Annotated in this window: 11 protein-coding genes; 1 reads left to right on the top strand and 10 read right to left on the bottom strand. The window is 40.7% G+C overall.

The window, feature by feature from the left end; translation table 11 throughout:
* Nucleotides 1-80: 80 nt before the first annotated feature.
* Nucleotides 81-653 (bottom strand): hypothetical protein, encoded by a 573-nt coding sequence (locus D0817_RS00465; RefSeq protein ID WP_127336427.1) that lies wholly within the window; start codon nucleotides 651-653, stop codon nucleotides 81-83.
* Nucleotides 654-937: 284 nt separating this feature from the next.
* Between D0817_RS00465 and D0817_RS00460 the strand changes: the two genes are divergently transcribed.
* Complete coding sequence (locus tag D0817_RS00460; RefSeq protein WP_127336426.1) at nucleotides 938-1822, top strand: alpha/beta hydrolase; 885 nt, start codon at nucleotides 938-940, stop codon at nucleotides 1820-1822.
* Nucleotides 1823-2271: 449 nt separating this feature from the next.
* Here the strand turns inward: D0817_RS00460 and D0817_RS00455 are convergent, their stop codons facing one another.
* From D0817_RS00455 to D0817_RS00415, 9 genes are all read right to left on the bottom strand, one after another.
* Nucleotides 2272-3768, bottom strand: a complete 1497-nt coding sequence (locus D0817_RS00455; protein WP_167470916.1) for a phage tail-like protein — start codon at nucleotides 3766-3768, stop codon at nucleotides 2272-2274.
* Nucleotides 3769-3836: 68 nt separating this feature from the next.
* Nucleotides 3837-5651: a T9SS type A sorting domain-containing protein gene (locus tag D0817_RS00450; protein ID WP_127336425.1), complete on the bottom strand. Its 1815-nt coding sequence runs from the start codon at nucleotides 5649-5651 to the stop codon at nucleotides 3837-3839.
* 45 nt (nucleotides 5652-5696) lie between these two features.
* Nucleotides 5697-5885 (bottom strand): hypothetical protein, encoded by a 189-nt coding sequence (locus D0817_RS00445; RefSeq protein WP_127336424.1) that lies wholly within the window; start codon nucleotides 5883-5885, stop codon nucleotides 5697-5699.
* A 513-nt stretch (nucleotides 5886-6398) separates the two neighbouring features.
* Nucleotides 6399-6803 carry a response regulator gene (locus D0817_RS00440; RefSeq protein ID WP_127336423.1) on the bottom strand — a complete coding sequence of 135 codons (405 nt, stop codon included), beginning with the start codon at nucleotides 6801-6803 and terminating at the stop codon, nucleotides 6399-6401.
* Complete coding sequence (locus D0817_RS00435; RefSeq protein WP_127336422.1) at nucleotides 6800-9202, bottom strand: PAS domain-containing sensor histidine kinase; 2403 nt, start codon at nucleotides 9200-9202, stop codon at nucleotides 6800-6802. Before D0817_RS00435 ends, D0817_RS00440 begins: the two co-directional genes overlap by 4 nt.
* Nucleotides 9203-9255: 53 nt before the next feature.
* On the bottom strand, nucleotides 9256-10017 hold the full coding sequence (locus D0817_RS00430; protein ID WP_127336421.1) for a LytR/AlgR family response regulator transcription factor: 762 nt from the start codon (nucleotides 10015-10017) through the stop codon (nucleotides 9256-9258).
* A 941-nt stretch (nucleotides 10018-10958) separates the two neighbouring features.
* Nucleotides 10959-12380, bottom strand: coding sequence for a hypothetical protein (locus D0817_RS00425; RefSeq protein ID WP_127336420.1), 1422 nt, complete (start codon nucleotides 12378-12380; stop codon nucleotides 10959-10961).
* The gene (locus D0817_RS00420; RefSeq protein WP_127336419.1) at nucleotides 12367-13410 is read right to left on the bottom strand and encodes a caspase family protein; all 1044 of its coding nucleotides are present in this window, start codon (nucleotides 13408-13410) and stop codon (nucleotides 12367-12369) included. Before D0817_RS00420 ends, D0817_RS00425 begins: the two co-directional genes overlap by 14 nt.
* A gap of 2 nt (nucleotides 13411-13412) precedes the next feature.
* Entirely contained in the window at nucleotides 13413-14843 is a 1431-nt protein-coding gene (locus tag D0817_RS00415; protein WP_127336418.1) for a hypothetical protein, read from the bottom strand.
* Nucleotides 14844-15083 lie beyond the last annotated feature (240 nt).

Here is a 15083-nt window from a genome sequence, read left to right as displayed (position 1 = left end):
TTTCCAGATGGTTAACATTCCTGCTATCAGCCATTGCCAGCGGCGCATTGCTGTGGACCGTGGCTTAACATCTCAATACATTAAAATTTTCGCTGAGAAGGTTTAGTATTGTGGACCGCACCACGACTTGTTTCATCCCTGGTCAATTCATCGTTTTTAAGCTCCTCATTGCTAAGCGTCCCTATTTCGAATTCCTTATTAACGGGATTATCCTGATTGGGTTCAAGAGTTTTAAAGGTATCACTTGTAGCTTCATCGCTCTCAGTAGTATCAATCTCAGTTTCAAATCCTTCAGAAGGATCATTATGTAGAAGATCCTCTTCAATGTCCTTCTCCGTTATATCTTTCGATTCGCTGTCCGATTCATTGTCAAGATTCTCTGAATCATAAGGATTGCTGTTTTCATCGCTGCTTTGCGGTTCTGAATCTGAAGTTTTGCGATCTTGCTGAACGTTGCCTGCAACATTTTTGTGACCGGATTCGCTGCTGATTTCTTCGGTACTCAGATCTCCTCCGTAATCGGGTTCGGCATTGTCTGTAATAGGGTGAGATGTAGCGGAGGAATCTTTTTGCTTTCCGTGATTGCCTTTGTTTGCGTTTTGAAAATTCTTGTCATCCTGACCGTAATTTTCCGGAATATCTGAATTTATCATTTTATTTTTTTTAAATTAAATTTTTACTATCGTTTCTTTAAAGGAGTGTCCTGAGCAAGTTTGGCGGTATGGCCTTGCGTGCCTGTGTTTGTCCTTTATCAAATGTAAAAAGGATAGCGGCGTTTTTTTTTACAGAATAATGATTTGCATTTATAAAATAGCTATCAGTTAACTCATAACTCTTTTATATGCCACATTTTCAATATCTTCGTTTGTCTAAAAAAGACTTTTAATCCTATTTTTACAAAGGAGAATAAAAATGTAATCAGTATTTAAATAAACTAATGGCAAAAAGCTTCACATACTACCTCACTTTATCTGTTATCAAATTTAAAGGCATAAAAAGAAACTTTTCAGAGCATCCAATTGATTTCCTGAAATTAAGAAAAGATGACGTGCACTCGCCTAAAAGCAAATTTTTTAAAACACACAGTACCAGTTTCTCCGTAGCAGGTACAACTGTGACTGAGGTAAAGAGTAAATATAATTCCGACAAATTACTGGTATTCATTCACGGTGGCGCTTTTGTTTCAGGACCCTCGCAACATCACTGGGACAGCGTCGAAAAAATAGCTAAAGGCACTCAATATACGATTTGGATGTGTAATTACCCTAAAGCCCCGGAGCACAAAATTTCAGAAATTTCCAGCAACATAGATTTAATTTACGACCTGGCAGCGAGTAAATTTAATTTTGCAGACATTTCTTTTATGGGTGATTCAGTTGGAGCCACTTTAATTATCACTATGGTTCAACGTTTAGTGAAAAACAACATTTGCCTGCCATCAAAGCTGCTGTTAATTTCTCCTGTTATGGATGCTTCCCTCGAAAATCCTGACATAGATAAAATTGACAAAAGAGATCCCATGCTTTCAAAAAATGGTGTTTTAAGTGCAAAAAAGATGTGTTCAGATGATGGTAATTTAAAAAATGCTATGATTTCTCCGTTGTTCGGTGACTTTACAGATTTTCCCAACACCATTTTATTTCTGGCCGAAAACGACATAACCTACCCCGATCAGGTCTTGTTATGCAGAGCACTTAAAAATTCAAAGGTTGAGCACACTGTCATTTTAGGCGCCGAAATGCCCCATATTTGGCCATTGCTGCCCTTAATGACCGAATCGAAAAAAGCATTAAATAAAATTATAGATTTATTGAATCAATAAATGAACAACTCGGCTTTGTATATGTCACATATGATTTCAAAGGGAAAATGTTGGTTATGATTTGAAAAGGCTTCTACGTGTAATTTTACAGGACCGTGATTGGTGTACTTCCCGAAGACCCGTCTAAAGTAGATGCGTTTAAAAGAAAGTAAAGTTAGAATACAAGAAAGTCTTACTGGAAAACCGTAAAGAGAGCTATGGCCTTGTAGCCTTACTGCAAAAAGAGCTGGACGTACAGCGTATTGAAAACGGAATCGAAGAAGTTGATGGCTTTATAGCGGAGCTAACGGCTCATAAAGCGATTTTGCAGGCTATTCGTTTAGTCGAAGAAAGAGAGTTGTCCTGATGTGAAAGGCTCCGGATTTTTTCCCGGAGCCTTTTTGGTACAATATCTTTTAAGGAAGGTACTGCTCTTAAGTGCTGGCAGCATTCATATTTCGCGAAACCCCTTATTTTATAATAATTGTCATATTCGAAACCAGTACATCGGCTCCGTCATTGCCGCTGTAACGCTGCAGGTAAAAATCGATGTAATCACTGGTGTTTAATTCGATAGAGGCATTGATGGGAAGGGTGATAATATCATTTGCGGCATTTCCCCTGCCATAAAATTTAAATTGCGGCATTGCCACGCCGTTTTTGTATAAGTGTACAATATAGGTTCCTGCTGAGGGTACCTGAAAGTTTACTGCTCCGGATACCTGAAAAATCCTTTTCTTTTTACCTACATATTTTAACCTGTTGTAGGTGGCATCTGTTGAAAATCGGAATAAATTGCCCGAGACTGTGGGAATTGAGGCCGAATAGATGCGTAAATTGGTACTGGGCGTTCCGGCACTTAAATTAAGCGGTATGGCACCTCCGGTTTCGGCATCCATAGAGAAATCTCCTGTGGCATTGGTATCGGATTCATTTGGAATCCCGGCCGCCCGGACGCTCCAGGCATTACTGAAATTGTAGCCGGTATACGTAGAGGCGGCTGCATAGGGCTTTACATAATTGGCAGGGGTAGCACCGGTAAAAACAACAGATTCCAAAACAGCATCACCACTAATAGCCAGACCGGCTGTAGAAACATCAAGGCCAAATGCCCCCGGACCCACATTAGAGAAACCTCCCTGTTTTTCTATCAGGGTAAAGGTTCCCGTAAATTTTTCGTAGGTACCGCCATTGTTGACAAACCAGGCTTGGTTGCTCAATAACAGCTGACCAATATTGTTGTAGGTGATCCCGGTTGTATTTCCCGAAAAATTGACAATGCTCAGGAAAACCAACCCGTAACCGGATATCGTTCCGATACTGGAAGCATTGGCAATGATAGTATCGCGCATTAAAAATGTTGTTGTTGATACTGCAGCATTTAGATTAAATACGGTAGCACCCGGCGCCAGAATGGTTACATTCCTGATACTGCCACCGGCGGTCCCGTCAAACAGCACTCCCGATGTTTTATAAATAATATCTTCGTTGGCATCCAGACCGTCTATGTAGGCATTATTAAGATCTATAGGAAAATTAAAGGTCACCATACCGTTTATTTCATATAAGGTATTGGCGGTCAGTACGTATTTGGCCCCGCCACCGGCCGCAAGCTCTGTTGCCAGCACAACGGCTAAATTATCAGTTGATTTTATACGCTTAAAATTGGCTCTTCCATTTGTAGTGCTGCTCATCGCTGCCCAGGCAGAAGCACTGTAATAATAAAATGATTTTAAATCGGTATCATAAACCAGCAATCCCTCAGCGGGTGTGGCGATAGCGATGCGCTGGGCAGTGGTCATACGCGGTGCCAGCATACCCTGTGTTGTAGAAGTTATATCTAAAACGGAACTTGCATTGGGTGTAACCGTACCGATACCAATTTGTGCATTCCCCGAAATCGTGAGGAAAAAGAAAAAGAGCAGCAGCAGGTTTTTAGTATTGTGAGGAGTAAAGTTCGTTACCATAGTGTTGAGTATTAATTAATTTGAATATTTTGAAAGTGACCCTGTTCTGTTGACACAGCGATTCAGGACTATTTTCCGGAATTGGAGATGATTACTTTTTGGGAAACGGCTGTATTGTCGACTGTCCGGAAGGTGGCGATATACACACCGGAACTCAGTCCGGAAGTTGAAAAACCGTAGTTTTGTTCGGCTTCTAAATTGTCTTTAGAAAGCACTGTCCTTCCGGCCATATCATAAAGCGCAAATGATTTTATCGGGCTGTTATCCGGATTTATTGCTTTTAAAACCTGGTTGGTATTGTCCTGGGTAATTATGAAATTAGTTTTGATCTGCTCAGTTGTTCCGAGCGTTCCGTTAGTGAAACTGATTTTAAAACGCTCTGTATAGGTTCCGGATGCAACGGTAACTTCGTAGCTGTCCTTACTAATATCATGATACGAGTTATCGCTGGAATCGTACAGGTAGATAACCTGGTCATAATAAAAATCAACCATTTCTGAGATATAAAACTTAAAGGTGGTAGCAGCGGTGGCTTTTACCGACAGCGGAATTTTTTTTGATAAATTGAAAGGAACGCCCTCAATCACATAATTTCCGTTTTCAATCCAGAAAGAAATATCACTCGGAAGGTCTTCATCCATATTTTTGGCATCTATTCCTTTGTCTACACTCTCTGTTGCTCCTGAAACGAAAGCTAAGGCAAGCTGTCTGGTATATTCGGCGTTGATGATGGTATTCAGCTTAAAATAAGGAATGGGTGACGGCGGGACCGGCGGAAGGTCTTTATCAGTTCCCGCTGTTTTGGCACTTACATTTCTGGCCGGTTTTTCGAATTTTGAGGTGCTGTTGTCTTCCTTATAAAAAATGCGGTGGGCATTTTTAAAAGAGACGGTTCCGTTGACAGCACCGTTGATCAGAAACCCCTGACCGATCGGAAGGTATTTTCTGGCAATGGCAGGACTTGTTCCTGTTGGAGGATTGTTATTTACCGTTCCGTTGCTGTTGTACGATCGAAATGTGGCAGCCGTATAGATACCGTTTGATTCGATACTAACCGGGGCGTATGCGGCATAACCGCCTCTGTAAGCCGACAGGTAATGGGAGTTTACATTTTTGTCCTGCTGCCAGAAATAGGCAATACCTGTCGCGGCAGTATTGGCGGGATCTAAAAGAAAAGCATTGAGATGCAGTGCAGAAGGATAGGGATTTCCTGTTAGTGTAGCGGCGTTATTCGCACCAACGGCAACCGTAATAGTGCCATCGTTTGGTTTTCCCCTGAAATCATAGCGCTGCAGACCGGTGCCCGGGTTATTTACAATTCCGGTGCCCTCAGGGTCCGTGGTATCAGACCCGCTGGTTCCCTTCATTGTAAATCCTTCTCCCGGTGCAAGTGCAGTGGTACTTCCCACTTGTATCCACTGCGAATAGTTATTGGCATTGGTCAGTTTGTAGATCCAGTGTGAGGCAATGGTTAACGGATTGGCTGAGCCGTTGTAACTGCCGGCAGGCAACAGGACAGCAGCGGCTGATGCTGTTGCCGTCTGGGGCTGATACAACTGTGTAATTCCAAAATTGTTATTGACGGCAGTGGCGGCCGTATTTCCTACCGGAGAACACCAGTAGTTGTAATCGAAATTATCGGAAGTACCCTCCTGATAAACAGATATATTGCCGGTTCCGGTATTGGCTGAAAGTCCGGTGGTACCCTGTACCAATTGGGAATTGTTTCGTAAATACAGATTGGAATTGGCTGCTAAATTGATTTGCTGCCCCACATACAATACCTGGCCTTTTACATACATAGGTGTGCTGGCCCCAATGGATATCTGGGAAAAGGCCTGACAAGAAATAAAAACAGCTACTACGAGTAAAGTTTTTTTCATATTGCTTTTGGTTTAATGATGATGATAGTAAGAGGTACCCTGATTTTAAAGTAAGCTTCTCTTTCTTTTAAGCACAACATAACCGCCCCACAGAACAGCTGCTGTGACTAATAATAGCAGACCGGTGTCAATAGGTACTGCTACGGGTTCATCGGGTAAACCGGGTGGAGGGGGATTGGCAGAAAGGGCTATTAAAGGGATAATAAAAAGTAAAAAAGGGGCGATTTTTTTCATTATTTGGGATAGCAACTTTGATTAAATAATAAAGAATTGGTAAAAATGACAGTAGGATTTCTGCTTTAACAGTAAGGCAAATTAAGGGGAATGCCTGCTTAATTAAAAGTGAGAAGTAATAAGTGTCTTTTATAGGGTATAACTGTTTTTTGAAAAGCGGCACATTATTCGAAAAATCAAATAGGCAAACGATAAATAGGGTACAGTATTTTGAAAATGAAGGTATTAAGATTGGAACGCCGGGACAGAAGATGACCACTCCCTGTCACAGGACCAGTGTAAATTGTAATAGCGGATTTGAGTAAAAAAGTAAGTGAAATTTCAGTAAGGAAGACTATTGGAATTTCCGGCGGAGCAGGTACCATTGGAGTCCGCGTACTTAAGCGGTTCCATGACGATTCCGCTCTTCTTATAAAAAGAGCTTTACCTGCTTAAGGAATGCCATAAAAGTTCCGGTAATGTACAAGGAAGTAGAATTACCGTGATGTAAATTTTAAATCATCATAAGGATGCTTAAATAATCCGGTCGAGAAATTCTTTGGTAACCGGTTTGATGTGGAACGACACTACGTTGGTATTACTTTTGGATAATGAGATGTCTTCATTGTCTATGGTAGATGATATAATATAAGCCCTGCAATAATTTTTTAAGACAGGCGACAGCTTATCATAGGCCTCCAGAAATTCAAAACCTGACATCAAGGGCATATAAATATCCACAAACAGGATCTGAGGCAGCTCCGCAATATTGTCCTGATGGTCCTGCAGGTATTTCATGGCTTCTTCCGGCGCGGTATAGAGTAATACTTTTTTTCCAAAATTATTCTGAGTGATCATTCGGGACGCAATATATAGATCGATGATGTTATCATCAATAATCATGACGGTCTCAAATTTTGGTACTAATGCTTCGATCATGGTTTCAAATTTTTTAGTGTGATGGTAAATGTAGTGCCGATTCCTTCTTCGGACGCTATGTTTATGGAACCCTGCAATATTTCTATGGCATCCTTTACAATATACAAGCCGATACCGGAACCTTCTTTTTTGCCGGAAAGCCGAAAAAACATGTCATAAATTTTTTGGTGATAGGCGGGCGCAATACCGATTCCGTTATCGGCTATGGTCAGATGAAGCGTTTCATTATCAGCATGACCGGCTATTTTTATATATCTGCCGGACTCTTCTTTCTTCTGGTATTTGATGGCATTGGAGATCAGATTTTCGAGTATGGTATTAAAGCGCAGCCGGTCTGTATAAAACGACCGCTGTTGTGTGACCTTAATATCATACTGAATTCCTTTTGCATCTCTTGTGCTCTGAAGCGAATTGACGACCTCCAGCAGGCTTTCCTGAAGCGAAATTTTTTCCAGTCGAAGACCGGTGCGCTTGTTTCGCGAGTAACTTAAAATGTTTTTTATGAAATCATCGAGACGATTGATGCTGGAGCGTATCATTTCAGCATGTATAACGGTATCAGCTTCCTTGCTTTCGGTCTCAATAAAGGAGAGCAGGCCCAAAACAGAAGTGAGGGGGGAACGTAAATCATGCGAAACACTGTATACAAATTTATCGAGTTCCGCATTGGTTTTGAGCAGCTCCTTGTTTCTTTTTTCCAGGTTTATTTCGGCTTTGGTGCGATCGGTGATATCGTTAGAAAGAATCAATCTTGCCCGCGACCCTTCATACATAATATCGTGGGCAATGATTTCAACGGGAAAAACAGAGCCGTCTTTTCTGAGATGATTCCATTTTCCCCTGTTGTAATTCGATTGGTTAATTTCTGAAGTATCACTGGATTTAAGGAAATTCTTTTTATCATTATTTGGACGTATGTCTAACGCAGTCATAGAAAGAAATTCCTCACGGCTATAGCCATAATGCGCCACCGCCATCTTATTGACATCGAGAAATTTAAAAGTAACTAAATCAATAATCCACATCGGCATTGGATTGTTATCAAAGAGGTACCTGTATTTTTTTTCGCTTTTCTTGAGCTGTTTTTGTGTGAGTTTCATTTCAGTAATGTCAACCAGTACAATTACGGCACCTGTGATCTGGCCTTTTGCATTGCGAAAAGGAACAGGGTAGGGCAGGACATTGCGTTTTTCGCCAGTGGGGCGCTGGATGATGATTTCTTTCCTGAAGTTTGCCTCCTCTTCTGTCAGTGCAGATGCCAGCGAGCATAAACTCTGGGGCTCAGGATTTTTTTTAGCAGCGTTCATATTCCAGGAATCCGACCACATATCTTTTCCGATCTGCGGTTCTTTTCCCCATAATGCTACCGCAGCTTTATTATAGATGGTTATTCGTCCATCCCGATCACAGGAATAAGTGGCAACCGGCAATTTGTGGATTAAGTCCCGGTACATTTTCTCCCGTTCCTCAATTTTTTTGCGGGACACTACCTGCTCTGTCACATCATTGGCAAAGACAAGAATACCATCAATATTGTTGTTGATATCCCTGTTGGCCTGATAGATGAAATTTAAGTAAGCCTCTGTTAATTTTCCGTTTCCGTCGCGATCCAGTTTTATGAGCATCTCGTTGGCTGAAAAGGTTTCGCCTGTTTTATACACAGTGTCCAGAATTTCAAAAATCCCCTGCGATTCCAGTTCCGGCAACACTTCCTTTACTGTTTTGCCTATAATGTCTTTTTTGCCGATTAATTGCAGATAAAGTTCATTGCCCAATTCAAAGATATGATCGGGACCTTTTAAGATTCCCATACAGGAAGGTGCCTGAGAGAATAAATTATAAAATCGCTGTCTTTCAATTTTATACGCTTTTTCTATTTTTTTTTCACTGGTGGTATCCCGGCCTATAAAGTAGCTTCGGTTTTTTTTACCATCCCATACCGCAGACCATTGCAGATAGACAATAGTGCCGTTGCTGTGCAGAAACCTTTTTTCGAATATAGGTAACTGCGCTCCGTTTTTACCACTGAAATCTTCCTGCGTGCTGCTTTCTTTATCTTCATGAAACAGGAGGTCGATGTATTTTTTGCCGATTAATGCTTCGCGCCTGTAGCCTAAAATACGTTCACAGGCTTTATTTACCCACACAAGTTTTCCCTCTTCGTCGCAGGCGCAAATCAGATCCATTGAAAAATCTAAGATTTCCCGAAGATCCTCTAAGGACTCTTGTGATGCATGGGCAGTATTCTGTGGTATTTCTTTTGCCTGCCGGCCTGCTTCATATTCTTTTCCGAAACGAAAACCTTCTGCCATAGCATTGATGCTGCCGGTCTTCAGCCCTTGTTGAATCGCGGCACTATCAGCAATTTTCTCCTCAAAAGGTACTATTTTTGTTTTCATAGCGATTGGTCTGTAATTAATTGAAATTAATGCAAAACAGGAAGCCGTTTTTTTTATTCTTTAAGTTTAATAAATTTATTAAAATCCTCTTGTCGTCTTTTGGCAACCGGTAAAATGGCTCCATTGGAAAACTCACAGAAATAGCCGTCTTTTTTTGAAATTTTAACGATATGACGAAGATTGATGATATACGAATGGTGTATTCTGAAAAAATAGTTGTGGTCTAAAATCGTACTGTATTCTCCGAGGTTCCTGCTGGACATTACTTTAGTACCGTTCAGAAGTACAAAAACAGTGTGTTTTCCATCTGCTTTGCAAAAAATAATATCTGCCGTAGGTATTAACTCTATCTTTTCCAGGAAAGCTACTGCCACATAATCATTCGACTGACTGGCAGAATTCAGGATATTGATGCTGTTGATTTTATGATTCTGATAAGAGCGTTCCATTTCTCTCCTTTTGATTACTTTGTAAATGGCTAAAATAATGGCATTAAAATCAAGCGGTTTCAATAGAAAATCAATGGCATTGTGTTTGAATGCCATCATGGCACACTCTTTATGTGCGGATAAAAATACCAGTTTCGGTATGCTGAATTCTAATTGTTCCAGCATTTCAAAAAAAGCCTGGTCCTCCAGCACGATATCCAGAAAAATAAGATCCGGTTTTTTGGATTTAATCAACAGGGTTCCGGTGCTTATACCATCTGCCTCTCCGAGTATTTCTATAATCATAGCGTTCTCCTCTTCAAATTTTTTTAGAATCTGCAGTGTTTCTTTTTCCCCTGATATGATTATAGCATTAATAGGATTCATAAGCTTATTTTGGAGGTTACGAAATTCAAACGGTATACTAACTATTTAGGATACTTTTTAAACGGTTGATTTGTATGGTTTTACTGTATTTTTAAATTGTAAATCACAAAATTTAAATTACAGCAATACTTTGATTCTAAACGGCAAAATCTGTCGAAAAGTAATAAACGTGCTTCAATTGGTATAAGTGGGAATAAAACGGCTATAGTTGTGCTTTCAAATATACGATTCCCGATACAGATCAGGTTATATAATTTATGGTATTTATTATAAATGTAAGGTATAAATAACTTAAAATTAGTGTATTACGAGGTTTTTTTTGTGTTTTTTGATGCTAACTTTCTCCTGTAAGGCCTGAAAAATAAGCGGATTGCTCTTTTTTGATGATCACTTGCTTTAAGCAGCAAAATAGAAACGTCAAAAATAAAATGGAAAACCCGTCTGTACTTTGCAGCACGAGACGGGCGTCCATAAACATAATCTTCCATTTTATGTTTACTAAAAAATCCTTAATAGCGAGTCAGCCCGGAGGCATTGGCGCTTATATTTTTACAATAGTAATCATTTTAAGCTGGTGCAGCGCGTTGCAGCATTCAAAATAAACGGTATAGCGTTAATTTGAACAGCGCGTTCTACTACCGCAGGCAAAGGTGAACCTTTAAACTTGCAACTCATTATGCTGACGGTGTTTTTAAGTTATATAATTACCATTAGTAGTAATGTCGCTATGATAGCTTATAGAGAAAGGGAGGAAAGTTAACCTTTATAAATGATTCGTTTCCGGGAAGAAATAAATAAGGGTTGTCCTGATGGGAACAACCCTTTTAGAGTGTTTTTTATTGATGCTCATTATTTGAATATCAATCACTATTTGCAGTGAAGAAAGTGGCAGATGATGCTGTTGTAACGTTTCCCGATAACAGTCTACAAACAGGTTGCTGTTATTTGAGATTCATTTTTTTGTAGATGTCATCGTATTTTTCATAGTTTCGAAGTATAGTAGTGGGCGGGAGATTAAATTTATTGGCAATTTCAGATACGTTGCCGACACTGTTTATGGCATCTGTAAATCTAGTAGTGTCCTCCGGGGTGTTCGTGAGGTTATTTCCTAAAAGTGTATTGAGGCGGTCTTCTTTGAACGTTTCGGGTGTGGTACGGATTGAATTGACAATGAGTTTTTTAACCTTAGCAATAGCATTGTCTTTAAGGTTTGTACCATAATACTTTGATTTTTGCAACAGGTCCTTATACAATTCTTCCATACGTGAAAGGTCTTCTACTTCTGAAAAATTGTTCCAGAAGATATCGTAACTCAGGCTGTCTACAACCCGATCCATGATGGAACCGGGTTTGAATTCCATCTTTTTTCCGACCGTGATCATACACTTGGCCATTATAGCCGAGATGATTGGTAATTCGTCCGAATTGATCTGCTTCTCATTATCTGTCAGGGCTTTCAGCATGGCGATATCGGGCAGTTCCAGCAGGGGTGCATTCGCAAATTCGGTGTTGTCCTGCTCATTTCCCGTAACCAGATGAAGGATCTGTACAAGGGCCACCAGATAGGGATGGTTTTTTATAGCGGATCGGTCTGAAGGGGTCAGCAATTTATAGTTATTGTAGTCTTTGTAAGCATATTGGATTTTGTCGAGCAGCAGGTATTGGTTTTCACCTCTGGTAAATCCAGATTTGTTGTCATAGTAGAAAAAACTGTTGCAAAAATCAGGTTCCTGCTTGTAACGCAATAAAAACTGGGTTTGATACTCGTTATAAATGTAAAAGGGAAAAATCCTGCGTTTCCCTTTTTTTCTGTACTTAAGAAAATACAGGCCCTTTTTGAGGCGGGCAGAAAAAATAACAACTGCGGCTTCGGGATCTACAAACGAATTGTCGTCGTCGAAACGGATATTTAGTTTTCCTTTTGGATCGAACAGTGAAAAATTTTCAACAAGATCCGTAATTATTTCCTCTTTATACGAAGCATCTTTGTCATAGGCAGCAGCAAAGAAAAAGAAATTAGGCACCTTACTCTGATCACCTGATGTACATTTCCTGCTCCATATTTCGGCAGGTACTGAAAAATATTCATGGGTCGTCGCAAAATCCATACTCGGTGAGGTCATCGGGTAGTGATAATCCAGAACAAAATGTTCGTCCTGATTGACCGTAAGGAAATATTCCTCGAAGTAGTCAATAAAAGAAGCTTTTAGCTGGTATATTCCTTTGGACAAGGTAAGCTCGAGCTGCTGCGCTTCCTGCTCCACTATTTTATTGAGGCTGCCGTCAACGAGTATGAGCTGCAATCCGTCCAATGACTGTGTAAAAGAAATACGGATGGTATATTTGGTATCAGAAGCGTTCATAACTGATTGTTTTTGGGGAATAATTTGTAAAATTTTTAGGCGGTAACGTTGTATCGCGGTTGTCCTTTAACTGATAAAAGCCTTTATCGAGATTTCTTTGTAAAACCTGTCCGTCTACCACATCACCTGTCCAGAGGTCTTCTAAATTTGGGCCATAGAGCGTGATATTGGAATTGCGTTCAAAGGTAATTTCACAATTAAATTGCGGCAATACGACAGGAACAGTACAGATCAGAATCTGATCTCCGCCATTTAGTGTATCGGCTGAAGCGTCCTGTGTTTTTTTGAATTTTTCGGCATGGCTTTTAAAATTGTTGCGGATATGATCTTTAAGTGCCAGTGCGGTAATTTGCCCCGTACCGTCACTGTCTGCATCACCGTTCAGGCTGTCAATAAGAAAGGTAGTAAAAGCACCCCTTTTTTTGTCAGATTCCGATTCTTTAGCGGGTCCGCCAGTTGCTGCTCCCGGTGAATTGTTTTCATTTACCGGATCCAGTATCACCTCATAGCTTAGTTTGCCGTACGCAGTAGAATTACAAATCAGCACTTTGGGGTTCCTGTTTCCAATGGGAAGGTTCCAGGAGCCGGCGGGAGAATTGCCTTTAATGAGGGTATCATGTTCGCGGCAGCAATCGAAGAAAATCAGAACCTCGTCAAACGCCCCTGCATTGGTAAACCAGGTGCGGTAGTCCAGGCCGGAAATGCAATGGTTGATCAGTGCCGGCCAGAGCCGCAGGCAAAGCGCCGTATTGTCGAAAGTGACGCCTATGCCATGCCCGGAAAAATAAAAATACAGCCTGTTTGTTTCGCTGTTGTTTCTGGCCGCACGGTTGATCGTATCGATGGCTATGTCAATTTCGGGACCACTCACCAGCATGTCTTCGCTGTTGGATACAAACAGTTTGAGGTTTTCCTTTTGCACACCTCCTTTTGTTTCCAGCCAGTCCGCAAAAGCTTTAGCATCTGCTACGGCACCCGACAATGGTTTTTTCTCGTAGTGGTCGATTCCTATTACGATAGCGTAGTTCATGATTAAACAATATTAATAGTGGAAAGGATTGATTTTAACGTGGCAGTGTTGTTGTCAAAATCGCCATGACGCAGCGAATCGGTCCACATGCTGTTGTCTGCATTTTCAATATCCTTTGAAAGTGCCAGTTTGTTGCTGGTAATAAAGCTGTTTATTACATTCAGTTCTTCAAATTTAGCATAACGCCCTTCGGCTTTGAACTGTTCGTGAAGGCCCATTATCTTGGCATCTGTCTCGTCTTCAAACAAGCCGGATACAAGATAGAGCAGGGAGTAGGTGTACAGGTATTTGACACAGTAATCTTTTTTCTCATACTGTTCCTGCATAGTAAACATTTTGAACTTTTTGAAGACTCCGTTTTCTTTTGCCGGTATTCCTTTTTCGATGAACAGGTCAGTCCTGCAGGCAGGTGCCAGAAAGACAACATTATTGTATTTTAGCTGCCTGAAGTTTTCGGACGTTGCGGCCAGCATATTACAGATCGCGATCGAGCCCGCACTATGTCCTACCAGTTCGATAGTGAATTTTTTACCGGCAGTTTGTCTTTTTTGGGAATGAGCTTCCAAAAGTGTAAGGAAATAAGTTCCGGCATGTAAATCATCACCGGACAGCCCTTCATTGCCTGCAAACATTTGCCCGGCCTTTTCTTTCATTTCAGACCAGCCCCATTTCCCGATGCGGTCGATATAAAGCTTCCTGAAAGTTTCTTCTACCACGGTAGGGTAGAAATCATGATGGGTGTCTTTTGCGTACCGTTTTAGAACTTCAAATGCAATTTTGGCTACAAGTGTGCCCAATGTGAGTAACAATCCCCTTGAATCGCCGGAATCGGGATCAGGTGCTGCTACTTCGATTTCTTTTGATTCCAGTTCCCCTTCTGCGCGGATCATCGCATCGCTTTCATTTTTAAGCTTAGCTAAAAAAAACATTTCATCTTCTTCGTCAAACGTAATGTTTCCGCCTTTGCTGTTCAGTTCCGTGTTCTGCTCGGCAAACGGATATTCTTTTAGTTTTTCGGTTTCAATCGTGGCATTGTCCAGTGTTTCGCCGCCACCGCGCGAATCGATGCCTAATTTTTTGCCCACCAGTTTGATAACAAAGTTCAGTACTTTCTGGAATTGGCCCTCTGTGCTCTTTGAACTGAGGTTTTCGACTATGGTTTCCCAAAGTCCTGTTTCCCAGACAAAAGTAACAGCATGAGTTTTCGAAGGCGTATCTGCGAAACTGGCACGCATGACTTCGGCAGATCCCATTCCGCTGGTTTCACTGACAAGTCCGCCGTGAAAATAAACAAGCAATCTTTCGACGTCGTTTTCTTCCAGATATTCGAACAGGTGTTCTACATCGGATGGTGAACTGTCATAGTCCCCGGATTTTTTAAATGTTCCGCCCTCTCCGATGTTGATGTAATAAATTTTTTCAAGATTTGTCATTGGATTTATGATTGTTTTTGGTTGTTAATCTAATGGAGTTGCTCTCTTTACGGAGGAAAAAAAACAGGTACATTTTAGGTGAACATCAGGAAGAAGCTGCAACTGTTTTATTATAATTTTACTTCTGTTTTCTTAGAACATAAAAGATATCCCGTCTTACCTATACTTTGAATAGTAGTAGGTCAGATTTTATTAAAATAATGTATCCTGAAAGTTTTTTGGTCAACAGTTTAACAATCA

It is taken from the genome of Flavobacterium cupreum (assembly GCF_003996965.1).
GTDB lineage: Bacteria > Bacteroidota > Bacteroidia > Flavobacteriales > Flavobacteriaceae > Flavobacterium > Flavobacterium cupreum.
The sequence above is the reverse complement of the archived record's forward strand: the minus strand, read 5'-3'. Positions and strand labels throughout refer to the sequence as shown.

What these genes read in the sequence shown, in the direction of transcription:
- D0817_RS00465 (WP_127336427.1), bottom strand. Translation starts at nt 653, where the DNA reads ATGATAAATTCAGATATTCCGGAAAATTACGGTCAGGATGACAAGAAT.
- D0817_RS00460 (WP_127336426.1), top strand. Translation starts at nt 938, where the DNA reads ATGGCAAAAAGCTTCACATACTACCTCACTTTATCTGTTATCAAATTT.
- D0817_RS00455 (WP_167470916.1), bottom strand. Translation starts at nt 3,768, where the DNA reads ATGGTAACGAACTTTACTCCTCACAATACTAAAAACCTGCTGCTGCTC.
- D0817_RS00450 (WP_127336425.1), bottom strand. Translation starts at nt 5,651, where the DNA reads ATGAAAAAAACTTTACTCGTAGTAGCTGTTTTTATTTCTTGTCAGGCC.
- D0817_RS00445 (WP_127336424.1), bottom strand. Translation starts at nt 5,885, where the DNA reads ATGAAAAAAATCGCCCCTTTTTTACTTTTTATTATCCCTTTAATAGCC.
- D0817_RS00440 (WP_127336423.1), bottom strand. Translation starts at nt 6,803, where the DNA reads ATGATCGAAGCATTAGTACCAAAATTTGAGACCGTCATGATTATTGAT.
- D0817_RS00435 (WP_127336422.1), bottom strand. Translation starts at nt 9,202, where the DNA reads ATGAAAACAAAAATAGTACCTTTTGAGGAGAAAATTGCTGATAGTGCC.
- D0817_RS00430 (WP_127336421.1), bottom strand. Translation starts at nt 10,017, where the DNA reads ATGAATCCTATTAATGCTATAATCATATCAGGGGAAAAAGAAACACTG.
- D0817_RS00425 (WP_127336420.1), bottom strand. Translation starts at nt 12,380, where the DNA reads ATGAACGCTTCTGATACCAAATATACCATCCGTATTTCTTTTACACAG.
- D0817_RS00420 (WP_127336419.1), bottom strand. Translation starts at nt 13,410, where the DNA reads ATGAACTACGCTATCGTAATAGGAATCGACCACTACGAGAAAAAACCA.
- D0817_RS00415 (WP_127336418.1), bottom strand. Translation starts at nt 14,843, where the DNA reads ATGACAAATCTTGAAAAAATTTATTACATCAACATCGGAGAGGGCGGA.